The 23,502-nt window shown below is 64.1% G+C and carries 22 protein-coding genes; 13 read left to right on the top strand and 9 right to left on the bottom strand.

Annotated features, from left to right (window positions below; genetic code table 11):
* The 4 genes from PFEN_RS23175 to PFEN_RS23160 all read right to left on the bottom strand — a co-directional run bounded on the left by PFEN_RS23175 (position 1) and on the right by PFEN_RS23160 (position 4,646).
* Positions 1-591 carry a hypothetical protein gene (locus tag PFEN_RS23175; protein WP_191488997.1) on the bottom strand — a complete coding sequence of 197 codons (591 nt, stop codon included), beginning with the start codon at positions 589-591 and terminating at the stop codon, positions 1-3.
* A gap of 184 nt (positions 592-775) precedes the next feature.
* Positions 776-1,768, bottom strand: a complete 993-nt coding sequence (locus tag PFEN_RS23170; RefSeq protein WP_191488996.1) for a diaminopimelate epimerase — start codon at positions 1,766-1,768, stop codon at positions 776-778.
* Positions 1,769-1,909: 141 nt separating this feature from the next.
* Positions 1,910-3,262, bottom strand: coding sequence for a glucarate dehydratase (gene gudD / locus PFEN_RS23165; RefSeq protein ID WP_191488995.1), 1,353 nt, complete (start codon positions 3,260-3,262; stop codon positions 1,910-1,912).
* 28 nt (positions 3,263-3,290) lie between these two features.
* The gene (locus PFEN_RS23160) at positions 3,291-4,646 is read right to left on the bottom strand and encodes an MFS transporter (protein ID WP_191488994.1); all 1,356 of its coding nucleotides are present in this window, start codon (positions 4,644-4,646) and stop codon (positions 3,291-3,293) included.
* Positions 4,647-4,997: 351 nt separating this feature from the next.
* On the opposite strand from PFEN_RS23160, the gene PFEN_RS23155 reads away from it, so the two are divergent.
* Positions 4,998-5,714, top strand: coding sequence for a FadR/GntR family transcriptional regulator (locus tag PFEN_RS23155; protein WP_191488993.1), 717 nt, complete (start codon positions 4,998-5,000; stop codon positions 5,712-5,714).
* A gap of 192 nt (positions 5,715-5,906) precedes the next feature.
* Here the strand turns inward: PFEN_RS23155 and PFEN_RS23150 are convergent, their stop codons facing one another.
* Complete coding sequence (locus PFEN_RS23150) at positions 5,907-6,446, bottom strand: cytochrome b (protein WP_191488992.1); 540 nt, start codon at positions 6,444-6,446, stop codon at positions 5,907-5,909.
* A complete protein-coding gene (locus PFEN_RS23145; protein WP_191488991.1) occupies positions 6,443-7,522 on the bottom strand; it encodes a catalase family peroxidase in 1,080 nt (359 codons plus the stop codon). The genes PFEN_RS23150 and PFEN_RS23145 overlap by 4 nt, the downstream gene beginning before the upstream one ends.
* 185 nt (positions 7,523-7,707) lie before the next feature.
* Here PFEN_RS23145 and PFEN_RS23140 point away from each other — a divergent pair, with 185 nt between their 5' ends.
* Together PFEN_RS23140 and PFEN_RS23135 are read left to right on the top strand one after the other, a co-directional pair.
* On the top strand, positions 7,708-8,214 hold the full coding sequence (locus PFEN_RS23140; protein WP_191488990.1) for a sigma-70 family RNA polymerase sigma factor: 507 nt from the start codon (positions 7,708-7,710) through the stop codon (positions 8,212-8,214).
* Complete coding sequence (locus tag PFEN_RS23135; RefSeq protein WP_191488989.1) at positions 8,211-8,960, top strand: anti-sigma factor family protein; 750 nt, start codon at positions 8,211-8,213, stop codon at positions 8,958-8,960. Before PFEN_RS23140 ends, PFEN_RS23135 begins: the two co-directional genes overlap by 4 nt.
* Positions 8,961-9,149: 189 nt before the next feature.
* Here PFEN_RS23135 and PFEN_RS23130 read toward each other — a convergent pair whose 3' ends face one another.
* Positions 9,150-9,983 (bottom strand): IclR family transcriptional regulator, encoded by an 834-nt coding sequence (locus PFEN_RS23130; protein WP_191488988.1) that lies wholly within the window; start codon positions 9,981-9,983, stop codon positions 9,150-9,152.
* Between the two features lie 247 nt (positions 9,984-10,230).
* Here PFEN_RS23130 and PFEN_RS23125 point away from each other — a divergent pair, with 247 nt between their 5' ends.
* From PFEN_RS23125 to PFEN_RS23085, 9 genes are all read left to right on the top strand, one after another.
* Complete coding sequence (locus PFEN_RS23125; protein WP_191488987.1) at positions 10,231-11,259, top strand: ABC transporter ATP-binding protein; 1,029 nt, start codon at positions 10,231-10,233, stop codon at positions 11,257-11,259.
* Entirely contained in the window at positions 11,256-12,131 is an 876-nt protein-coding gene (locus PFEN_RS23120; RefSeq protein WP_191488986.1) for an ABC transporter permease, read from the top strand. Before PFEN_RS23125 ends, PFEN_RS23120 begins: the two co-directional genes overlap by 4 nt.
* Positions 12,132-12,926: an ABC transporter permease gene (locus PFEN_RS23115; protein ID WP_191488985.1), complete on the top strand. Its 795-nt coding sequence runs from the start codon at positions 12,132-12,134 to the stop codon at positions 12,924-12,926.
* Between the two features lie 7 nt (positions 12,927-12,933).
* Positions 12,934-13,224, top strand: a complete 291-nt coding sequence (locus PFEN_RS23110) for a (2Fe-2S)-binding protein (RefSeq protein WP_191488984.1) — start codon at positions 12,934-12,936, stop codon at positions 13,222-13,224.
* A 136-nt stretch (positions 13,225-13,360) separates the two neighbouring features.
* The gene (locus tag PFEN_RS23105; protein ID WP_191488983.1) at positions 13,361-14,716 is read left to right on the top strand and encodes an NAD(P)/FAD-dependent oxidoreductase; all 1,356 of its coding nucleotides are present in this window, start codon (positions 13,361-13,363) and stop codon (positions 14,714-14,716) included.
* Positions 14,713-15,828 carry an NAD(P)/FAD-dependent oxidoreductase gene (locus PFEN_RS23100; RefSeq protein WP_191488982.1) on the top strand — a complete coding sequence of 372 codons (1,116 nt, stop codon included), beginning with the start codon at positions 14,713-14,715 and terminating at the stop codon, positions 15,826-15,828. The genes PFEN_RS23105 and PFEN_RS23100 overlap by 4 nt, the downstream gene beginning before the upstream one ends.
* A 33-nt stretch (positions 15,829-15,861) precedes the next feature.
* On the top strand, positions 15,862-16,914 hold the full coding sequence (locus PFEN_RS23095) for an ABC transporter substrate-binding protein (RefSeq protein WP_191488981.1): 1,053 nt from the start codon (positions 15,862-15,864) through the stop codon (positions 16,912-16,914).
* Positions 16,915-17,079: 165 nt separating this feature from the next.
* Positions 17,080-18,234, top strand: a complete 1,155-nt coding sequence (gene zapE, locus PFEN_RS23090; RefSeq protein WP_191488980.1) for a cell division protein ZapE — start codon at positions 17,080-17,082, stop codon at positions 18,232-18,234.
* Between the two features lie 131 nt (positions 18,235-18,365).
* Complete coding sequence (locus PFEN_RS23085) at positions 18,366-19,676, top strand: leucine-rich repeat-containing protein kinase family protein (RefSeq protein WP_191488979.1); 1,311 nt, start codon at positions 18,366-18,368, stop codon at positions 19,674-19,676.
* Positions 19,677-19,820: 144 nt separating this feature from the next.
* Here the strand turns inward: PFEN_RS23085 and PFEN_RS23080 are convergent, their stop codons facing one another.
* On the bottom strand, positions 19,821-20,525 hold the full coding sequence (locus PFEN_RS23080; protein ID WP_191488978.1) for a YebC/PmpR family DNA-binding transcriptional regulator: 705 nt from the start codon (positions 20,523-20,525) through the stop codon (positions 19,821-19,823).
* A gap of 215 nt (positions 20,526-20,740) precedes the next feature.
* Here PFEN_RS23080 and PFEN_RS23075 point away from each other — a divergent pair, with 215 nt between their 5' ends.
* Positions 20,741-22,561 carry a type VI secretion system Vgr family protein gene (locus PFEN_RS23075; RefSeq protein ID WP_191488977.1) on the top strand — a complete coding sequence of 607 codons (1,821 nt, stop codon included), beginning with the start codon at positions 20,741-20,743 and terminating at the stop codon, positions 22,559-22,561.
* Here PFEN_RS23075 and PFEN_RS23070 read toward each other — a convergent pair.
* Positions 22,507-23,391 (bottom strand): LysR substrate-binding domain-containing protein, encoded by an 885-nt coding sequence (locus PFEN_RS23070; RefSeq protein ID WP_191488976.1) that lies wholly within the window; start codon positions 23,389-23,391, stop codon positions 22,507-22,509. The two genes, PFEN_RS23075 and PFEN_RS23070, sit on opposite strands and share 55 nt — an antisense overlap.
* Positions 23,392-23,502 lie beyond the last annotated feature (111 nt).

Raw genomic sequence — 23,502 nt, 5'->3', positions numbered from 1 at the left:
TCAATCAGCCGCGCTGGAACGCACGGTCGGGGTGCCGGACCATTGGTAGGTCTTGTGCGCGGCACAACGCGTATCACTGGCCACCGAGCGGTCGAAAACGAACTCGAACGTCACCGCGCCCTGATGATCCGTGCGCACGATCCGGTTGACGTCGAGCAGATGCCAACTGCCATCCTGGCGCAAGGTGTCCGGCGAGCGGTATGGGTCACTGGCCCTGACCACGCCCTGTTTGTTCAGGGTGTCCAGGTGAAAGTTGATATTGGCCTTGTTGCCGCCACCTTGACCGCCGCTGCGGACAATCCGATACCTCACCGCACTGACATCGAAGTACGCCGTGCTGCCGGCGGAAGCGAACACGACCCGGGCCTCGAGTTCGCCCCTGAAGCGGCCGACCGAGCATGAAAAATAATCGGTGCGGCTGCCCTCCAGCAATTCCGCCGGACTGGACTCGACCGCGTCGGTGGTGCTGGAAGAGGCCACTTTCTTATCGCTGGCGACTGGCTCGGGCAGTAGTTGAGCACAAGCGGAGCCAGCGCCGAACACCAGCCCGGCACACACAAGCGCCGTGTATAAACCTTTGATTGTTCTCATCGTAAATTCCATTTAAACGAGTCGGAAATTCGGCTCCATTGTCACGGGCCGATCAGGGCAAGGCACTCGTCGACCTTCAACCCCGCCGACTCATCAAGCCAAAACCGCCGAGGCTGGACAAGGGCAAAACGGGCTTGTAGAGGGGGTGTTTTTTCTGCTCGGGATGTCGGCATCACGCCGCCCTTCAGGATTGGCGCCGGGCCGTGCCAAACAGATGGATACTCTGCAACTCATCCGCTTGGCCCACCAGGCGGATCGGCGCCGTGCCGCCGGGCATGCTGACCCGGACCTCGCCGGCCTCGACCCAACCGACCCGCCAGGCGGCACAGGCCACCGCGCTGGCGCTGGTGCCGGAAGACGCCGTCGGCCCTTCGCCACGCTCGAATACCCGGGCCTGCAAATGCCCCGGTGCCACCAGGGTCGCCCATTGCAGATTCACTCCTGCCGCACAGGGCTTGCCAGCACCGGTCGGCGGGGCAAATGCGAGTCGGGTAAGGCCAGGCTCCAGGGCCGCCTCAGCCATCTGCGCGTTACTCGGCAGCAACGCCGGCTCCTCGACCAGCGTCACGCAATGCGGATTGCCGAGGCGTACGAACTGGCTGCACCGCCAGCCGGCATTCAAGTGCGACAACTGCGCGACATGGCTCAACTGGCGGCCATTCAATTCAGCCTCGCCGACCCCCAGGGCAGCCACCGCCGCCGGGCCGAACGCCGGTTTCCCCAAGTCCAGCCAGAAACCTTGTTGATCCTCGACCCGTGCCGGCTCGACCACAGTGGCGAGCGGAGAGAGACCACTCGGCTGATCGTGATGGACGCGTAACAGGCAAGCGCCCTGAACCGGCAGCAAGCCCTGCTCGCTCAGCGCCTGGGCGAAAATCGTCAAGCCATTGCCGCTGCGCTCGGCCAGGGTGCCGTCGGTATTGACGATCAACAGATCGAACGGCGCCTGGCTCTGGAACGGCCCGACCAGCAAGCCATCCGAACGATGCTGCTTGCCATCTCGCGCAGGCTCCTGGCCGCCCCAACCACACAGTGCCTGCACCGCCGCCAGCGCCCAGCCCCGGCGCTGGCGTGCTGCCTGCGCGGCACTCGGCGGCACATCCAGGCCCAATCCGCGCACTTCGGCGGGACTCGCCACGGCATAGATATTCCCGCGTGCGTCGTAAAACTTCGGCATACACCCTCTCAAGCCCAACACTCTATCCCGGGTAATGCTGTTCACCTGAACCAACATTGGCCCCCGTAGCAGCAAGCTTGCTCCTACGGTAGACCGTGTTCGACCTTTTCCTGAAGGTTTTTTCGCCAGATTGAACCAGTCTCAGCGCAGCAGACACGGTCGCTTATTGTTGAATGACCAACCGGGAATCAGGAACTGCATCGACACACTGTCATCGCGGGCGCCGAGGCCCATGTTCTTGTAGCACTCATGGGCCCTGGCCAGCGCATCCAGATCCAGCTCGATGCCCAGCCCGGGCTTTTGCGGTACCTGGATAAAACCGTCGATGATCTGCAACGGCTCCTTGGTCAAGCCCTGGCCGTCCTGCCAGATCCAGTGGGTGTCGATGGCGGTGATCTCGCCCGGCGCGGCGGCGGCGACATGGGTGAACATCGCCAGGGAAATATCGAAGTGGTTGTTGGAATGCGAACCCCAGGTCAGGCCCCATTCATGGCACATCTGCGCGACCCGGACCGAGCCCTGCATCGTCCAGAAGTGCGGATCGGCCAGGGGAATGTCGACGGCGTGCAACTGAATCGCGTGGCCCATTTCCCGCCAGTCGGTGGCGATCATATTGGTCGCCGTCGGCAGGCCCGTGGCCCGGCGGAACTCGGCCATGACCTCACGCCCCGAATAACCGTGCTCGGCACCACAAGGGTCCTCGGCATAAGCCAGCACATGATGCTGGTCACGGCATAGGGCGATAGCCTCCTTCAGCGACCAGGCACCGTTGGGATCGAGGGTGATCCGCGCCAGCGGGAAGCGCTCGGCCAATGCTGTCACCGCCTCGATTTCCGCGGCGCCGCTGAGCACGCCGCCCTTGAGCTTGAAGTCATTGAAGCCGTAACGCGCCTGGGCGGCCTCGGCCAACCTGACAATGGCTTCGGGGCTCATGGCCTCTTCATGGCGCAGGCGAAACCAGGCGTCATCCGCCTCGGCCTCGTGACGATAGGCCAGGTCGGTCTGGCCACGATCACCGATATAGAAGAGATAACCCAGCACCTTCACCGCATCACGTTGCTGGCCTTCACCCAGCAAGGCCGCCACGGGCACGCCGAGGAACTGGCCGAGCAGGTCCAGCAGCGCGGCTTCCAGGGCCGTCACCGCATGAATAGTGATACGCAGGTCGAAGGTCTGCTGGCCGCGACCGCCGGCATCACGCTCAGCGAAGGTGCGGCGCACCTGATTGAGCAGCTTCTGGTAATTGCCGATGGACTGCCCCAGCAACAGTGAACGGGCATCTTCCAGGGTCGCGCGGATGCGCTCGCCGCCGGGAACTTCACCAACGCCGGTATGGCCACTGCTATCGCTGATGATCACGATGTTGCGGGTGAAAAACGGGCCATGGGCACCGCTAAGGTTCAGCAGCATGCTGTCGTGGCCGGCGACCGGGATAACCTGCAAGCTGGTGATGACGGGGGCCTGACCGGCCGCGTTGAAAGTGTTTGTCGTCATGATGGGTACCTGTGTTCAACCGCGGTATTCAATGGGATTTGTTCAGGGCCGGGCTGACCGCCCCCGGTAATGGGTGGGCCGGCTTGGGCTGGGTACGGGCAAAGAACACCAGGATCGCGGCGATCACCGAGGCCGCCGCCAGGCCGTACAAGCCGCCCTGGATCGAACCGGTGCGCTCCTCCAGCAAGCCGAAGGTGGCCGGCGCGACAAAACCGCCGAGGTTGCCCGTGGAGTTGATCAGCGCGATCACCGCCGCCGCGATGCGCGCATCCAGGTAAGCCTGGGGAATCGGCCAGAACAGCGACGACGCGGACTTGAAGCCGATGGCCGCGAAGCACACCGCGACAAAGGCGAAGATCGGCCCGCCGGTGGTGGACATGAACATCCCCAACGCCGCCACCAGCAGCGCCGAGGCGACCCAGGCCTGCTGATGCTTCCACTTGCCCGAGGCGGCGGCGAAGGCATACATGGCGATGATCGAGATCAGCCAGGGAATCGAATTGAAGAAGCCGACCTGCAGCTCGCTGAGCTGGCCCATCTTCTTGATGATGCTGGGCAGCCAGAAGGTGGCGGCGTAGATGGTCAGCTGGATGCAGAAATACAACACGCAGAACAACAGGATCTGGCGGTCCTTGAGCAAGCTCCAGATCGACGGTTTGACCGGCATCGAGATCTCGCGCTCACGCTGCTCGTCTTCGATCACCTGCACCAGTCGCTGCTGTTCGGCGACGCTCAGCCACTTGGCCTCCTTGGGCGCGGAGTCGAGCCAGAACCAGGTGAACCCGCAGAGCACCACCGAGGCCAGGCCCTCGATGATGAACATCCACTGCCAGCCGTGCCAGCCGAAACCTTCGATCTGCAACAGGGCCCCGGACAGCGGGCCGGAAACCAGCGAGGCCACGGCCGAGCCGCTGAGGAAGATGGCGATCGCCTTGCCGCGCTCAACCCCTGGCAGCCAGCGGGTGAAGTAGTAGATCACCCCGGGAAAGAACCCGGCCTCGGCCACCCCCAGCAGGAAACGCAGGATATAGAAGTGGGTCTCGTTCTGGGCAAAGGCCATGGCCGTGGCCACCAGCCCCCAGGTGAACATGATGCGCGTCAGCCAGAGCCGCGCGCCGACCTTCTGCAAGAGGATGTTGGAAGGGACTTCGAACAGCGCATAGCCGATGAAGAACAATCCGGCACCAAAACCATAGGCGGCGGCGCCGATTCCCAGGTCGTGTTCCAGGTGCGAGCGCACGAAGCCGATATTCACCCGGTCGATGTAGTTGACGATAAACATGATGACGAACAGCGGCAGCACATGGCGCTTGACCTTCGCCACGGCACCGGCCAGCAGGGAATCGCGTTCCGTTACGACGGACGGATCTTGAGTGTTGTTCACGACAGGTCTCCCACGGGTTGTTTTTGTGTGCGGGGGGTGCTGGATCAGACGAGCCAGTCGACAGTCATCATATGAGTAGAAAAATAGCGTAACAAGTAGCCCTGGCAAAATATCCAGGCACGGATCGTCGAAATCGCACGCGAAAAGTTCTGAAAAATTCATAAATTGCTGATTTATAAGTACTTTATTTGAAATATAAAATTCACCGAAATCACAGCTGAATGTTTGGCCAAGGCGATCGTATAGAATAAGCCGCTTGTGACTTCAGGTTATCATACATGTAGGCGGCTATTGTTACGCCTCTTGTCATACGAGTGTTAAGCTTGCCCCTCGCCCCTGCGTGACATAGCCATGAGCCCTGAAACCGCCTCTCCCGCGCCACAGCGCAAACGCAGCACCAACCTGGCCCACGATCTGGTCGATCACCTGACCCAGCAGATTCGTCTCGGGTATTTGAAAACGGGTGACAAGCTGCCTTCGGAAAGCGCCATCGTGCGTGAGCACAAGGTCAGCCGCACGGTGGTGCGCGAAGCGATTTCAAAATTGCAGGCCGCGGGCTGGGTGGAAACCCATCATGGTGTCGGTAGTTTCGTGCTGGAGCGCCAGGAACCCCATGGCTTGCGCCTGAATGTGGAAACCGCGCTGAGCGTGCGCGACCTGCTGGAGTTGCGCCTGGGTCTGGAAACCCAGGCGGCGGCGCTCGCGGCACGCCGGCGCAGCGACGAACACCTCAAGCAGATGCGCGCGGCGCTGGACGAGTATCGGAGCCTGCTGGCCAACAACGACAGTTGCGTGGCGGCCGACCAGCGTTTTCACCTGCTGATCGCCGAAGCCACTGGCAATGCCTACTTTTCCGAGATCCTGCTGCACCTGGGCAGCTCGATGATTCCGCGCACCCGGGTGCCGGGCGCGGAGCGCGGCGATGTGGACCTGGCACAACTGGGCCAGCTCGCCAGCCTGGAGCACGAGGCGATCCTGAACGCGATCCGCCGCCAGGACCCGGATGCCGCGCGGGCGGCGATGTGGACGCACCTGAGCAACAGCCGCGAACGGTTTTCCCGCGAGTGATCCGCCATACATGCCGGGGGGGGGGCGCTGAAAGCGGCAGAAAACCCTTGAGTCGGCGTTGTCAGGACGGACGCCTTCGCGGGCAAGCTCCGCTCCCACAGTGTTCGAGGAGTACCCAAGTGTTGGGTACACCCGAAAACCTGTGGGAGCGGAGCTTGCCCGCGAAGAGGCCAGCCCGAACAACCCATGTCTTCAACCCTTGCCGCGCACCATGCTTTCCAGCACCCCGTCGCGACGAATCCAGCCATGGAACAGCGCCGCCGCCAGGTGCGCCAACACGGTCAAAAACAGCAGATACGCCAGGTACCCATGGGCCTTGCGCAGAAAGGCAAAGGTTGTCGCACTGGCCGGTACCAGCGCCGGCAATCGCAGCGAACTGCTCAACATCAGCGGATCCCCCGCCGCCGAAATCATCGCCCAGCCCAGCAGCGGCAACACCAGCATCAAGGCATACAACAACCCGTGGGACAGCTTTGCCGCCAGCACCTGCCAGCCCGGCAAGTCGCTCGGCAGCGGCGGCTGGCGGGTACTGAAACGCACCACCAGGCGCACTATCACCAACAACAGGATGGCGACGCCCAGCGGCTTGTGCAGATTCAGCAACCACTCGTGCCGCTCGGACACCGAGGCCACCATACCGGCACCGACGAACAGCATCGCCAGGATCATCAGCGCCATCAACCAGTGCAGCAGGCGTGCCACGGGCGCGAAGTGACTCGAAGGGGCATTCATGGGCGGGACTCCTGTGACGGATGGGCGACGGGCAACGAACCGACCTCGCTGGCGCGACGCAGATAGGAACTGGCATAGGCCGCCGAACGCGCCGCCAGCAACGGATCGGCCGAGGCCTCGATACCACTCGGCAAGACCAGCGGGTCGTAATTGATATCGCGACAATCGCCGTCGTCCTGGGGCTGGGTGCTTTCCAGCACCAGGGTGCCGGCATCGAGCACCTTGTGCTCGCCGGTCCATTGCCGGCTGGCATCGTCCGTGGGGTCGCCGGGATTGGCCAGGGTGATGCGCAACTGCCATTTCAACGGCCCCGCGGCCAGGCGCTGCGTCAGGTCCCTGGCGAGGAAATCGGCACCGTCCGGCGCCGTCGTCCCCGCCACGTCCTGGCTCAGCGGTACCAGCCCCCAGCGCACGGCCTGGCGCTGGCCGGCGGCGTTGACCAGGTAGAAGGCATTCAGACCGTTGTAGCTTTCGCTGGCGTAGCTGGCCGACGGCTTGGCCGTCTTGACCCACTGCAGGAACGGCGCGGTTTCCGGGTGGCTGGCGAAGAACGCCGCCATGGCCGCCGGGTTCGGCTTACCGGTGCTCGGGTCGGGCGCGGCCGCCTGCAACTGCTGGAAGAAGGCTTCAGGCGTCGCCACCGGAAACACCGGCATGCTGTTCATCCCGGTACGCCATTGCTGGCCGTTGGCCTGGGTAAAACGCAAGCCGAGGCTGCGAATCGGTACGCTGCTGTCCGGCGCATAGGGGTTGCCACTGGGCAAGGCGAAGCGCCCTTCCACTGGCACGCTGCCTTCGCGAAAAACCTGGGCACTGGAATAGCCGCGCGCGGCATCGCTGCTTTCAAAATACCCGGCCACGCACACCCCCTTGGCATGATTGCGCCGGAAACCGGCATGCAGGCCATTGTTCTTCTCGAATGTATTGATGATGCGCCCGGGCGTCAGGCGCCCCGGGTCGAGCCGCCCGTTGACATAGGCAAAGGCCCCGGCCAGGGCGCCGACCACGACGGCGATGCCGGCCAGGCGCAAGGCCTTGCTCGAAGCGCCGAGGGGTGGCGATGTGTGATCTACCATGAAAGAACTCCAGGGCCTGAGGCGGCCACACGGTGAAGGAGCTATAGGACGCAGGCCGATCCGCTTTATTCCAGCCCCCCGATTTATTTTTCCGGATATTTATTTTCCAGCCATTGGAATAACCTTCGAGGCCGGGCGTCTTGCTAGTCCAAGCCGAGTGACCGATCAAGAACCCGCAGGACTCCATGAACGATCTCGATGAGCAGTTACGTGAACTGATCCCACGGATGCGGCGCTTCGCCGTGTCACTGACGCGCGATCCCAGCAGCGCCGACGATCTGGTCCAGGCCGCCCTGGAGCGGGCCCTGTCCAGTTGGGGTCGCAAGCGTGCCGAAGGCGACCTGCGGGCCTGGCTGTTCTCGATCCTGTATCGGCAATTCATCGACTCCCACCGTCGCGGCAAGCGCTATGCGCGAATGCTCGAGTTCTTCACCGGCCGCGACGACACCCAGCCCTCGGTGGAACGCACGGTGATGGCCCAGTCGAGCCTGGAAGCCTTCGAGCTATTGCCCGTCGAACAACGGGCGCTGCTGCTCTGGGTCTCGGTGGAGGGTTTGAGTTATAAGGAAGTCGCCGAGATTCTCGCCGTCCCCACCGGCACCGTGATGTCGCGCCTGTCCCGCGCCCGCCAGGCCCTGCGCCAGCTCAGCGACGGCGAAATCAGCAGCCCTTCCCTGCGGATATTGAAATGATCACTATTCCTCCAAGCGAACGCGACCTGCACGCCTACGTCGATCATCAGCTCAGCGATGCCGACCGGCAGTTGCTCGAGACTTACCTGGCGAGCCACCCGGAACTGGCCAAGCAGGTCAGCGACTGGCAGCGCGATGCCCAGCATCTGCGCGCCGCCCTGGGTGGTGTCTTGCAGATGCCGGCGAACCCGACGCTGGACCCGACGCTGATTCGCCAGCGTCTGCGCGCTCAGTCCCGGCGCCACCTGGCCAGTGCCGCGGTGTTGCTGATGGCCGTGACCCTCGGCGGCCTCAGCGGCTGGCAGGCCCGGCAGATGATCTTCCCGCTGCCCGCGCCGATGGCCGATGCGGTACAGGCCTATCGGATATTCGCGACCCAGGACATCCTGCCGGCGGACTTCAAGGTCGAGCACAATGGCGACCTGCAAAACTGGCTCGACCGGTATTTCACCCAGGCCAACCGTTTACCGAATTTGCAGAATGCCGGGTTCAAGCCGGTCAGCGCGCGCTTGCTGAGCACCGAGCAGGGGGCGGCGGCGATGGTCCTGTATGAAAACTCGCAAGGACAGCGGATCAGCTACTACGTGCGGCCGCCGGGACCGAAGAATTATCTGCTGGAGCGCGGTGGCCGGCGGGACGGCGAGCTGCAGGCCGAGTACTGGTCCGGCAGCGGCTACAACTACGCCATGGTGGCGCCGGCGGACAGTCCGGCGGCGCAGTTGCTGCGGCAGACCACCAGGTTCTGAGGACTCTCAGGCAAAGGATGACACCTGTGGCGAGCGGGCTTGCCCGCGCTCGGCTGCGCAGCAGTCGTAAAACCATAGTTCTGGTTATGTCTGATGTACCGCGCTTGCAGGTTTTAGGGCTGCTTCGCCCCCCAGCGCGGGCAAGCCCGCTCGCCACAAGAGCGCACTCGACTTTTGTTGGTCAAACTGTCATTCCTGCCCAAAGATTTGCGACGGCCGCCGCAACAACGGATCAAACGGGTTGATCCGCGGCCCGATCAGCGCCGCTTCGCGCTTGAGCAACTCCACCACCGTCGGCAGGCGATCCGGTCCCAGGCGGTCGCTGATGGTGGCAACGCTCAAGGCCGCCACCGCCCGCCCCTCGCGATCCAGGATCGGCACCGCAACCCCGGCCATGCCCTGCAACACCCCGGTGTTACGGCCGGCATAACCCAGCTTGCGCACATTCGCCACTTCCGCGCGCAGGAACACTTCGTCATACAAATGGAAATCCCGCAGCCGCGGCAGGTTGTAGCGGATCACCGTTTCGCGCTCGTCTTCCGGCAGGAAGGCGAGGATCGCCAGGCTGCCCTGGCCCACGCCCAGGGCCACGCGCCCGCCGATATCACCGGTAAAGGTGCGGATCGGAAACGGCCCTTCGCTACGGTCCAGGCAGATCGCATCGAAGCCACTGCGGGCCAGCAGGAACAACGAATCGCCCAGCGACGCCGACAAGCGCAGCAACGCCGGGCGTACCAGTTCGCGCAAATTGCCGGTCTGCCCGGCCCGGGCCGCGAGGGCAAAGAATTCCAGGCTCAGGCGATAGCGCTTGCTGCGCCCGTCCTGCTCGACCATGCCCTCCTCCATCAGGCTGCGCAGCAAGCGGTGCGTGGTCGGCTGGGACAAGCCAACCCGCTCGGCCAGCTGGGTCACCCGCTCGCCGTCCTCCGGCGTCTCCCCCAGACGGCGCAATACGGCGAACAGCCGCGACACCGCACCGACACCAACCTCATTGGTTTTTTCATTCCGTTCAGTGGAATTCATCGACGCTTTACTCACCTGGAAATTTACTCACCGAATGAAAATGAAAATAGTCATTCTTTCAGTGAAATTCACCCTTTCGCACATCCTAGGCTTCGTCCTACTCTGCGTCCACAAGGGGCGATTCGAACAACACCGGTAGCCGACACATGTCGAGCACCACGCACCCCGGCAATACCCTTTCGTTTCTGCCCATGACAAAAAAGTGCGCCCCGGCGTGCACAACAACAACCACAGGTGGAACGCAGTTATGGCCTTTCTACGACTTGAAGGCGTGTGCAAACGCTATGGCGAGATCGCTGCCGTGGTCGCCACGGACCTCTCGGTGGACAAGGGCGAGTTCGTCTCGCTGCTCGGCCCCTCCGGTTGCGGCAAGACCACGACCCTGCAAATGATCGCCGGCTTCGTCGAGGTCAGCGCCGGCAGCATTATTCTCGACAACCGCGATATCACTCACGCCAAGCCCAGCAGTCGTGGCCTCGGCGTGGTGTTCCAGAGCTATGCGCTGTTTCCCCATATGAGTGTCGCGGACAACGTCGCCTTCGGCCTGCGCATGCGCAAGGTGGCGGCCACCGAGGTACGCAAACGGGTGGCGACGGTGTTGCAACTGGTGCGCCTGCAGCAGCACGCCGAACGCTATCCGCGCGAGCTGTCCGGTGGCCAGCGGCAACGGGTCGCCCTCGCCCGGGCCCTGGTGATCGAACCGCCGGTGCTGTTGCTCGACGAGCCGCTGTCCAACCTCGACGCCAACCTGCGCGAAGAAATGCAGTTCGAGATTCGTCGCATTCAACGCGAAGTCGGCATCACCACCCTGATGGTCACCCACGACCAGGCCGAAGCCCTGTCCATCAGCGACCGCGTGGTGGTGATGCAGGCCGGGCGCATCACCCAGATCGACGAGCCCTACAAACTCTACGAGCACCCGCGCACACGCTTTATTTCCGGCTTCGTCGGCAAGGCCAACCTGCTGCCGGGAGACCGCGATGCCCGCGGCTGCCCGCAAGTGCGGCAACTGCCGGGCGAAGGCACACTGAATCTGAGCCTGCGCCCGGAAAAGATCGACCTGCTGGCCGCTGGCAGCGGGCGTCTGCCCGGGAAAATCCTCAGCCGTTTCTTTCTCGGCAGCCAGTGGCTGTACCGCATCGACACCGCCATCGGCGAGGTCACGGTGGTGCGCCGCAACGACGGTTCGGCACCGCTGAACGAGGGCGTGGTGGTGGGCCTGGATTGGCCCGCCGAGCTGCTGCGCGTGCTGGAGAACAGCGAGGTGCCAGCATGAACCTGTTCGCCCGGATGCGCGCGGGACGCCACGGTTACCTGCTGTCGGCACCGGCACTGGCGCTCTACCTCGGGCTGCTGGTCTTGCCGCTGGGCCTCACGGCGCTGCTGTCGTTCAACGTCTTCGACTACCAGACCGGGATCAGAAGCGGCGCTTACACCCTGGAGCACTACCGCTTGCTGTTCAGCGATTCGTACTTCTACGAAATTTTCCTGCGTACCTTCTGGATCAGCGGCCTGACCACTCTGCTCTGCGTGCTGATTGGAGTACCCGAAGCCTACATCCTCAGCCGCATGGGCACGCCCTGGCGTTCGATCTTCCTGATCCTGATCCTCACGCCGCTGCTGATTTCGGTGGTGGTCCGAGCCTTCGGCTGGAGCCTGCTGCTGGGTGCCGACGGCCTGCTCAATCAGAGTCTGCAAGCCTTTGGCCTGGCGCCGATGAAGCTGCTCTACACGCCGTTCGCGGTGGTGATCGCCCTGGTCCACGTCATGTTGCCGTTCATGATCATCCCGGTCTGGACCTCGCTGCAAAAACTCGATCCGGCCGCCGAACAGGCGGCGTTGTCCCTCGGCGCCAGCCACGCCAAGGTAATGCGCCTGGTGGTGTTGCCGCAGGTCATGCCCGGGGTGCTCTCCGGCACGCTGATCGTGTTCGGCCTGTCCGCCAGTTCCTTCGCGATTCCCGGCCTGCTCGGCGGACGGCGACTGAAGATGGTCGCGACCCTGGTCTACGACCAGTACCTCTCGGAACTCAACTGGCCGATGGGCGCGGCGATTGCCGTGACGCTGTTGCTGCTCAACCTGCTGATCATGCTGTCGTGGAACCGGATGATCGAACGTCGCTACAAGCAATCCCTGGGGGCCGTGTAAATGTCCAGAAACGGCCCGTTGGCCCTGTTGTTCCACAGCCTGATCGTGGTGTTCATGCTGGCGCCGCTGGTGGTGGTCTGCCTGGTGGCCTTCACCCCGGAAAATACCCTGAGCCTGCCAACCACGGATTTTTCACTGCGCTGGTTCCGCGCGGTGTTCGAGCGCGCCGACTTTGTCCAGGCGTTCTACAACAGCCTGCTGCTGGCCTTCAGCGCCGCTAGCCTGGCGACCCTGATCGCGGTCCCGGCGGCCCTGGCAATGACTCGCCAGCAGTTTCCCGGGCGGGACTTTCTCAATGGCCTGTTTCTGTCGCCGATCATCATCCCGCATCTGGTGCTCGGGGTGGCGCTGTTGCGCCTGTTCGCCCTGATGGGGGTCAACGGCAGTTTCGCCTGGTTGATCTGTGCCCACGTGCTGGTGATCACCCCCTATGTGCTGCGCCTGGTCCTGGCCGCCGCCATCGGCATGGACCGCAGCGCCGAACAGGCCGCCGAATCCCTCGGTGCCGGGCGCTTCAGCCTGTTCCGCCAGATCACCCTGCCGATGCTCCTGCCCGGTGTGGCCGGCGGTTGGCTGCTGGCCTTCATCAACAGCTTCGACGAAGTAACGCTGTCGATCTTCGTCACCTCCCCCGCGACCCAGACCCTGCCGGTGCGCATGTACGTGTACGCGACCGAATCCATCGACCCGATGATGGCGGCGGTCTCGGCCCTGGTGATCGCGCTGACCGCGCTGACAATGATTCTGCTCGACCGGGTCTATGGCCTGGACCGGGTCCTGGTAGGCAAACAATGAGGCCGACATGGCGCTGTTGAAACGACTGGCCGAAGGCGACCGCCCGGCCCTGGACTTTACCCTCGACGGCGAACCGGCCAGCGGCTTGCAGGGCGACACCCTGCTGACCGCGCTGCTGACCGCCGGTGAATATCTGCGCCACAGCGACTTCAGCGGCGAACCCCGCGCGGGGTTCTGCCTGATGGGTGCCTGCCAGGATTGCTGGGTCAGGCTGGCCGACGGGCGCCGGGTGCGCGCCTGTTCAACGATGCTCGAAGCCGGGCAGCAGGTGAGCCGGGAAGGGAGAACGCCACAATGACACACGCAAGACCGCACCCTGTAGGAGCGAGCTTGCTCGCGATGGGCGTCAACGAAAACGCGGGGTATCTGGATGATCGCGGTGCCCTTGGGTTCATCGCGAGCAAGCTCGCTCCTACAAAGGCGGTGGGCTGCCCATGTCCGAGATCGTGATCGTCGGTGCCGGACCGGCCGGCATTCGTGCCGCACAAACCCTGGTTGAGCATGGCCTGCGCCCCTGCCTGCTGGACGAAGCCACACACGGCGGCGGACAGATCTATCGGCGTCAGCCAGAGAACTTTCGCCGTTCGCCGGTAAAACTCTATGGATTCGAAGCCCGCAAGGCGGTGGCAATCCACCAGACCCTGGAGCATCTGCGCGAACAGCTCGACTACCGGCCCGATACCCTGGTGTGGAACGCCGAGGACGGCACCCTGGATACCCTGCACCAAGGTCGCGCCGGGCGCCTGGCCTATACCAGGGTGATCGCCGCCACCGGCGCCACCGACCGGGTGCTACCGATACCGGGCTGGACCCTGCCCGGCGTATACAGTCTCGGCGCCGCGCAGGTTGCCCTGAAGTATCAAGGCTGCGCCATCGGCCAACGGGTGGTGTTCGCCGGCAGCGGGCCACTGCTGTACCTGGTGGCCTACCAGTACGCCAAGGCCGGGGCCAAGGTGCTGGCGGTGCTCGACAGCACGCCTTTCAGCGCCCAATGCCGCGCCCTGCCCGGTTTGCTCAGGCAACCACTGACCCTCGCCAAGGGCCTGTATTACCGCGGCTGGCTGACGGCCCACGGCATCCCGGTGTATCAGGACGCCCATCTGCAACAAGTCGGCGGAGAGCGCCGCGTGCAATCGGTGCGCTGGCGCCAGGACGGTTTCCTTCGCACCCTCGACTGCGACGCGTTGGCCTTCGCCCATGGGCTGCGTAGCGAAACCCAATTGGCCGATCTGCTGGGCTGTCGCTTCAGCTGGAATCCCTTGAACCGCGCCTGGCTACCGGCGCGCGACGGCGCCGGACGCAGCAGTGTGGCGGGTGTCTACCTGGCCGGCGACGGTGCCGGGATCATGGGCGCCGATGCGGCGGAAATGGCTGGCGAGCGGGCCGCCCTGGCCCTGTTGGAAGACCTTGGACACACTGTCGATCCGCATCGCACAGCGTTCCTGGAAACTCGTCTGCAACGTATCGATGCCTTCCGCCAAGGGCTGGAACAGGCGTTCCCCTTCCCCGAGCGTTGGGCCACGGACGTCCCGGACACGCTGATGCTGTGTCGTTGCGAGGAAGTCAGCGTCGGTGAGGTGCGCGCGGTGGTCCGCGAAGGCCATTGGGAAATCAATCGGGTCAAGGCCCATTGCCGGGTGGGCATGGGCCGCTGCCAGGGACGGATCTGTGGCGCGGCGACGGCGGAAATCATCGCCTGCGAAAGCGGCCTGGGGCTGGACAGCATTGGCCGTTTGCGCGCCCAGGCGCCAATCAAGCCGCTGCCCTTTGGCGTGGAGATCACCCCATGATCGAAGTCGAAGTGGCAATTCTCGGCGGCGGCATCGTCGGTGCGTCGGCGGCCCTCGCCCTGAGCCGTCAAGGGCGGAGCGTGGTGCTGCTGGAACGGGACTTCTGCGGCTCCCATTCCAGCGGCGTGAACTATGGCGGTGTGCGCCGCCAGGGCCGCCCACTGTCGCAGTTGCCGCTGTCCCAGCGCGCCCATGGGATCTGGGCCCGTCTGCCTGAGCTGATCGGCATCGACGGCGAATACCAGCGTTCGGGGCATCTCAAGCTGGCCCGCAGCCTCGACGACCTGGCCGCCCTGCAAGCCTATGCCGACAGCAGCCAGGGTTTCGGACTCGATCTGCAAGTGCTTGACCGCGAGCAGTTGCGTCGCCGTTTTCCGTGGGTCGGCCAGGTCGCCGAAGGCGCGTCCTTCTGCCCCGACGACGGTCACGCCAACCCCCGACTGGTCTCTCCGGCATTTGCCCGGGCCGCCCGCCGGCTCGGCGCGACGGTGCTGGAACAGAGCGAGGTGAGCCGGGTCGAGCACGACGGTCGGCGCTTTATCCTGCGCACGCAAAAAGGCCTCGAGGTCCGCGCCCACTGGCTACTCAATTGCGCCGGCGCCTGGGCCGGCAGCCTCGCCGCGCGGTTCGGTGAAGCGGTCCCCATGCACTCCGGTCATCCGGCCATGCTGGTGACCGAACCGCTGCCCCTGGTGATGGACGCCAGCACCGGCGTCGAGGGCGGTGGCATCTATGCCCGCCAGGTCAGTCGCGGCAACTGTGTGCTGGGCGGCGGCCAGGGTTTTGCCCTCGACCACGCCCGCGCCCGACCGGGACAGACCGCCGTGCTGGAGATTCTCCGCCAGGCCGTCGAGCTCTATCCATTTCTGCAAGGCGCCCAGGCGATTCGCACCTGGAGCGGCACCGAAGGCTACCTGCCCGACCGCCAACCGGTGATCGGCCCGAGCAGTACCCAACCCGGCCTGCTGCACGCCTTCGGCTTTGCCGGGGCGGGCTTCCAGATCGGCCCGGCGGTGGGTGAGATCCTCGCCGAACTGGTGTGCCAGGGCCAGTCGGCGACGCCGATCGAGGCTTTTTCCATTACTCGTTTCCAATCCACTCCCGCCGCTTGAGCGGGCCATCAGCACCCAGAGGAAGATCGCGCCATGAACCATGCCCCACGCAATGCCCTGATCGGTTTGTCCTGCCTGCCTCTCCTGGCCCTGCTGAGCGCCGCGCCGGCCCAGGCCGAGCCCACGCTGTACCTGGGCATGAACGGCGGGACCATGGAGCGCTTGTACAGCGACAAGGTGCTGCCAGCTTTCGAACAGGCCAATCACGTCAAGGTGGTGATCGTGCCCGGCACGTCGGCGGATATCCTGGCCAAGGTCCAGGCAAGCAAGGATAACCCGCAGTTGCACGTGATCTTCCTCGATGACGGGATCATGTACCGGGCGATCTCCATGGGCCTGTGCGACAAGCTCGAGGACAGCCCGACCCTGGCGCAGATCCCGGCCAAGGGCCGGATCAAGGACCAGGCCGTGGCGGTCAGCCTGGGGGTGACCGGACTGGCCTACAACACCCGGTTGTTCAAGGAAAAAGGCTGGGCCGCGCCCACCTCGTGGATGGACATGGCGGACAGCAAGTACAAGGACAAACTGGTGTTCCAGTCGATGTCGTCCTCGACCTTCGGCCTGCACGGGTTCCTGATGTTCAACCGGATCCAGGGCGGCAGCGAGACCAATGTCGAACCGGGTTTCAAGGCCTGGCCGGGCAGCGTGGGGCGCAATGTGCTGGAGTACATCCCGAGCTCGGCCAAGCTCTCGGAAATGGTCCAGACCGACGAAGCCGCGCTGTTTCCGCTGACTCCGACCCAGGTCACCGCGCTCAAGCTCAAGGGCATCCCGGTGGAGTACGCGCAACCCAAGGAAGGCGCGGTGGTGCTGAACGTGGCCGAATGCGCGATCGCCAACAACAGCCAGCCGGCGCTGGCGCAGAAACTCGCCGAATTCCTGTTGACGCCCGAGGCCCAGGCGGCGGCGCTGGAGGATGGTGACCAGATTCCGTCCAACCCGAACACCCCGACCACCGACAAGACCCGCGTCCAGGTCGAGGCCATGAAGCAATACCTGCAAACCGCGGTGGCCATCGACTGGGACCAGGTCAACCTGCTGCGCCCGGAATGGAACGCGCGCTGGAACCGCAGTATCGAGCGCTAGCGCCCCGGGGGGCCATGGGTTTTCGAGATTGCTGGTCGGCGCATTGGGTATTGGTTAAATTAGCGTGGCTACCGGCAAGATGGCGCTGTGCCTTTCGGCGTGCGGTGCTTGCCACGACACCATGACCCAGATGCTCCAGACTTTTACGCAAGGGGATTTTCTCCGTTGGCCGTTCCGCCCCCCCATCGCCCAGGCGTAAAGTCCCGCTGGCCAGCCTTGCGCCGCTTTTTCGGCAAGGCTTTCGCCGGGAAGGCCAGCATTGCGCAATCGTCCCATGACGTGCACGAATATTTCCTGCGCAAGGCCAAGCATCAGGGCTACACCCTCAGCCTGAGCCAGCAGCGGGTCATCGAGCGCATGGCGCAGCAGGCCAGTGCGCTGGTGCACAGCGCGCCCCAGGGCCGCCACCGCAGCCTGTACCTGTACGGGGCGGTCGGACGCGGCAAGAGCTGGCTACTGGACGGTTTTTTCCAGGCCGTGCCGATTGCCGAGAAACAGCGGGTGCATTTCCACGACTTTTTTACCCACTTGCACCAGGGTATGTTCCGCCACCGGGAAACGCCGGATGCCCTGGGCCGGACGCTGGACGAGTTGCTCAAGGACTGTCGACTGCTGTGCTTCGACGAGTTCCACGTCCATGATATCGGCGATGCCATGCTTATCAGCCGACTGTTCAAGGCCCTGTTCCAACGGGGCGTGCTGTTGTTGGTGACCTCCAATTACCCGCCCGAGGGCTTGCTGCCCAACCCGCTCTATCACGCCCGGTTCAAGCCGGTGATCGACCTGATCAACACCCGCATGGAGGTCATGGAGGTCGGCGGTCCGCATGACTACCGCAGCCAGCCGCACAGCCATACCCAGCAGCAGTTCACCCAGGGCCAGTACGTCTGGCCAGGCAGCCCGCTACAACGCCAGTCCCTGCGGCTGCCGGAACGCCACTCCGCGGCCTTCCCCTTGCGGGTGGGTGCCCGGCAACTCAACGTGCGCCGGTGTGCCGGGCGCAGCGTGCGTTTCGAATTCGCCGACCTGTGCGACCAGCCCACCGCCGTGATGGACTACCTGGAACTGTGCCGGGACTTCGACACCTGGATCATTGACGAACTGCCCAACCTGGAAGACTGCTCGATCGCCGCCCAGCAGCGTTTCATCAACCTGATCGACGTGCTCTACGACCAGGACAAGCGCCTGCTGCTGATCGGCGAGCATCCCCTGCGGGACAGCCTGGGTGGCAATGCCATCGACCTGGCGCGTACCCGCAGCCGGCTGGGACAGTTGCTCGAAGTCGGTCCCGAGGCTGTCATCCCCAAGTCCCGCGCCTAGCATTTTGCATCGTCTACGGCATCTGTGCCGCCGATACACGCGACCCCCGCTCATCACTGCGCTGTCCTTGAACAACATTGCTATCATGGCGGTCTTTTTTCGATGATCGCCACGAGTACTCACGCCCGCTTATGGATACCCTTGCCCAACTGCGCGCCGGCCAACTGACCGGTATCAAGCGACTCGACCTGTCCTGCGGGCTGAGCGAGTTCCCCCGGGAAATTTTCCAGTTGGCCGACTCCCTGGAAATCCTCAACCTGAGTGGCAATGCGCTGAGCAGCCTGCCGGACGATCTGCACCGGCTACCCCATCTGCGCATCCTGTTCTGCTCGGACAACCTGTTCACCGAACTGCCGGCCTGCCTGGGCCAGTGCGCCAAACTGAGCATGGTCGCCTTCAAGGCCAACCGCATCGAACACGTGCCGGCCGCTGGCCTGCCGCCACAGTTGCGCTGGCTGATCCTGACCGACAACCGCATCACCGAGCTGCCGCAAGAACTCGGCCGCCGGCCCTTGCTGCAGAAGCTCATGCTGGCGGGCAATCGCCTGCGCGCCCTGCCCGCCAGCCTGGCGGACTGCCACCGGCTGGAGCTGATCCGCATCGCCGCCAACCAGTTGGACGAACTGCCCGAGTGGTTGCTGACCCTGCCAAGCCTGGCCTGGATCGCCTATGCCGGTAACCCGAAACTCGATCACACCGGTGAAGTGCTGATCGGCGACAGCACGCCGACCATCGACTGGCGGCAACTGCGACTTGAACAGCGCCTGGGCGAAGGCGCCTCGGGGGTGATCAGCCAGGCACTCTGGAGCCACCCGACGGTGCCGGCCTTGCCGGTGGCGGTCAAGCTGTACAAGGGCAGCATGACCAGCGACGGTTCGCCGCAGAATGAAATGAATGCCTGCATCGCGGCCGGCCGGCATCCGAACCTGATCAAGGTCGAGGGGCGCATCACTGGCCATCCCGACAACCAGGCGGGGCTGGTGATGGAATTGATCGACCCGCGCTTCGCCAACCTCGCGGCTCTGCCCAGCCTCGACTCCTGCAGCCGCGATGTGTACCAGGACGAAACCCGCTTCAGCGCCGCCCAGGCCTTGCGCATGGCGCGGGGCATAGCTTCGGTGGGCGCGCACCTGCATCGCCTGGGGCTGTGCCATGGCGACCTGTACGCGCACAATATTCTCTACAACGAAGCCGGGGATTGCCTGCTCGGGGATTTTGGCGCGGCGTCATTCCATGCGCCGAGCGACAGCCTGGAAACCCGCGCCCTGCAACGGATCGAGGTGCGGGCCTTCGGAATTTTGCTCGGCGAGTTGCTGGAGCGGATCGACGGGGAGATGGAGCCGGAGCGGCTTGGATCGCTCAGGGACCTGCAGTTGCGCTGCATCCAGCCGGATGTGCTGGCTCGGCCGGGGTTCGAGATGATCTGCGCAACGCTGACATAAAACGATCAGGTGGCGAGCGGGCTTGCCCGCGCTCGACTGCGGAACAGTCGCAAAATCGCACGCATCGTTCTGCCTGATACAGCGCAATCCCTGATTTTAGGGCTGCTTCGCAGCCCAGCGCGGGCAAGCCCGCTCGCCACGGGATCAGCCCGCCAGGCCGACAAACATGTCCTGCACGTCGTCATGGTTGTCCAGGCCTTCGAGGAAGGCTTCGACTTCCGCCATCTGCTCGTCGCTCAAGCCGCTGACCGGGTTCTTCGCCTGATAACCCAGCTTGGCCGACAATACCGTGAAACCTTGCCCCGGCAGGGCTTTCTGCACCGCATCGAGGTCGGTCGGCTCGGTGAGGAACAGGGTCGCGCCGTCCTCGCCCGGTTCGAAATCCTGGGCACCGGCTTCGATCGCGGCCATTTCCGGGTCCGCGTCCGGGCTGTCCGGGGCGGCTTCGATCAAGCCGACATGGTTGAAGTCCCAGGACACCGAACCCGAGGCCCCCAGTTGGCCCTTGCGGAACGCCACGCGAATTTCCGCCACGGTGCGGTTGATATTGTCGGTGACGCACTCGACGATCAGTGGCACCTGGTGCGGGGCGAAACCTTCGTAGGTCACGCGGTGATACTGCACGGTCTCGCCCAATTGGCCCGAGCCTTTCTTGATGGCCCGTTCCAGGGTTTCGCGGGGCATCGAGGCTTTTTTCGCCTGTTCGACCACCAGGCGCAGGTGTGCGTTGGTGGCGACGTCCGCACCGTTGCGCGCGGCAATGGTGATTTCCTTGACCAGCTTGCCAAAGATCTTGCCCTTGGCGTTGGCCGCCGCTTCTTTGTGTTTAACCTTCCACTGTGCGCCCATTACTCACTCTCTCGATCAGAGGCGTCGCGACATTTATTGGCCGACGCTTTGCCGCCCAGTTTATACGGCCAGAACCCACCAATCGACCAAAACCTGACGAAGATTACGACTCTACCCTGATGATCGTAGGCAATTTCCCAAACATGCTTTTGCTATGTCCAGCCGCCTGCGGCTTTTCGTACCCTCTGCCGCAAATTCCGTGGAGAAGAGACGAAATGCCTCAGGACAAGGAACGACAGATCTCACTGACCATCGGTCTGCTCCCTGACCCCTTGCCGGTCATCCGCTTCAAGGGCCGCGAGGCCCTGAACGAACCCTTTCGCTTCGAGATGGATCTGCTGGGCGACACCGCCCTGGACCTGGAGACCCTGCTGCAGCGTCCGGCCTTCCTCGGTTGCGGCCCCGGGCAAGGCGGTTGGCATGGGATCATTCATGAAATCAGCAGCCGCTACCTGGAGCCCAGGCTATGCCACTATCAGGTGGTGTTGGTGCCTCGCCTGCAAGCCCTGGAACGTTACCCAAGGCGTCGGGCGTACTGCGACCTGAGCGTGCCGGCGCTGCTCCAGCGGCTGCTTGCCGCCCATGGACTGGCTGCCGCCGACTACCGCTTCGAACTCGACCGAGGCCTGTACCCGAACCGGGCCCTGTGCCTGCAACAGGATGAAAACGACCTGCAACTGCTGAACCGGCTCTGCGAGGAAGAAGGCATCCATTATCATTTCGAACAGACACCGCAACGCCATGTCCTGGTATTCGCCGAGGATCCGCAGAGCTTTCCCGAGCGTGCGGGGGTGTTGCCCTGTCACGACAGCGCCCAGGGACTTGGACAGCCCTTTATCAGCCAGCTCTACGAGCGTCACCAGATGCTCGCCAGCCATGACGGCCGACTGTCCGGCCATACCTCGGTCTGGCCACCCCAGGTACCCGCCGACGGGGCAGCCAACCAGGCGAACGCCTACGGCTTGCACACCACCAGCCCCACGCCCGGGCAGCGACACGAACAGCAACGCAGCCAGCGTATCCTCGAACGGCTGCGCTGCGAACAACGCCAGATCCAGGGTTACAGCAACCTGGATAGCCTGCGTAGCGGCGAAGTCCGGCGTATCGACGGCCATCCGCGACAGACGCTCAATGATCAATGGCTGATCACCGAAATCCAGCACCTGGGCGAACAGTGCCAGGATCGAGGCCCCGTCGATGCCTTCAGTGTCGAGGACGACGACAGCCTGCATGACGAGTGTTTCAACGCCCACGGCTACAGCAACCACTTCCGGGCCATCCCCTGGGCGACACCGTTTCGTCCCTCCTTGCGCGAGAAACGACCGGTATCCCGGGGTTATCAGATCGGCACCCTATTAGGGCCGCCTGCCGGAACCGCCCGCCCCGATGCCCAGGGACGACTGCGCGTGCAGTTGCCGAACAGCGTCCAGCCGGCGGACGCCGCGCCGGGGTGCTGGGTCTCGGCGGGAGTCGCCGAAGGCCGTGCGCCGAAGGCCGGCAGCCAAGTGTTGATCGACTTTGTCGAGGACGAGCCCGACCAGCCGCTGATCTGCGGTTTCCTCGTCGACCGGGAGCAGTACGCCGCCGACGGGTGCCCCCTGGCCGATGTGCCGCTCTGCGCGCCCATGCCGTGGGAAGAAGAGGAAATCGTCGGCGCGCCGGACGACGATCCCGGGGAGTTATTTTTGTATGAACAGCCGTCAGATGCCAACCACTGCCTGTGCGAAAACATCTGGTACATCGTCCGAATGCCTCGCCCCGGGCTCAAGGAACTGGCACGCCTGAGTCGTGATGACATCCTTCTGGAAGGCCGGAGTGACAGCCGTGGCGCCGCCCTGCTCGGCCGTGCTTGCCGACGGCGCCTGGCCCTGGAACTGACGGCCACGCCGGAACAGCTGTGGCTGCTCTACCCCGGACAATGTGTGGCCCTGCACGAGTACATCCAGCAGCATTGGAGCCAGCGCCAGCGCCAGGCCTTTCTTCAGGATGGCTTGAATGACGCCAGCGTCTCCGGCACCAGCCCGAGGAACGCCTGAATCAGCCGCAACTCCTTGCGCCGCTCCAGGCAGCCGACCAGGTGGCGGTTGCGCAGGCCGTCACCGTTGATCGGCAGCGCCCGCACCCGGGGGTCATGACTGACTTCCAGCGACGACACGATCCCCACCCCCAGCTCCGCCGCCACCGCTTCGGTCACCGCCTCGCGACTGTCCAGCTCCAGCAGCACCCGGGGATTCACCGCCGCCTGCGCGCAGGCCTGGTCGAAGGTGCGCCGGGTGATCGAACCCGGCTCGCGCAGCACCATGATCACCTGGTCCAACTGCTCCAGGGCAATACCCCGCGGCTCGGCCCGCCACGGATGCCCCTGCGGCACCAGCGCACAGATCCGCGACTCGCTCAGGGCTTGCAGGTACAGGCCCTTGCGCGGCTCGACCTCGGTCAGCACCGCCACATCGGCATGCTCGGACAACAGCGCGGCCAGGGTTTCCTGGGCATTGCCCAGTCTCAGGTTGACGGTGATTCCCGGATAGCGCGCCCTGAGCCGGGCAAGCATCGGCATGACCATATGCGGCCCGTCCGCGGCGATTTCCAGACGTCCGGTCAACAGTTGCCGATTGGCTTCGAGCATGGCCCGGGCTTCCTCGGCCAGACCGAACATCGCCCGGGTAATGGCCGCCAGCCGGGTGCCTTCGGCGGTCAGCTCCACGCGGCGCGCCGTGCGCCGGAGCAAGGTGACCTGGTAGTGCTCTTCCAGGGCCTTGATATGCCCGGTCACCGCCGGTTGGCTGATAAACAAGCGGGCCGCGGCGCGAGTAAAGCTGCCCTCGCGGGCCACGGCATCGAATGCACGCAGTTGGAACAGGTTCATGGCTATCGGCCTCACTGATAGCTCGCATAACAACAAACAATTTGATTGATGACAAGCCAAACGGCAATTTATGCCCTGTATCCCATCAACGATCCCCGCCACGAGAAACCA

Source organism: Pseudomonas sp. FEN (assembly GCF_904067045.1).
Classification (GTDB): domain Bacteria; phylum Pseudomonadota; class Gammaproteobacteria; order Pseudomonadales; family Pseudomonadaceae; genus Aquipseudomonas.
The sequence above is the reverse complement of the archived record's forward strand: the minus strand, read 5'-3'. Positions and strand labels throughout refer to the sequence as shown.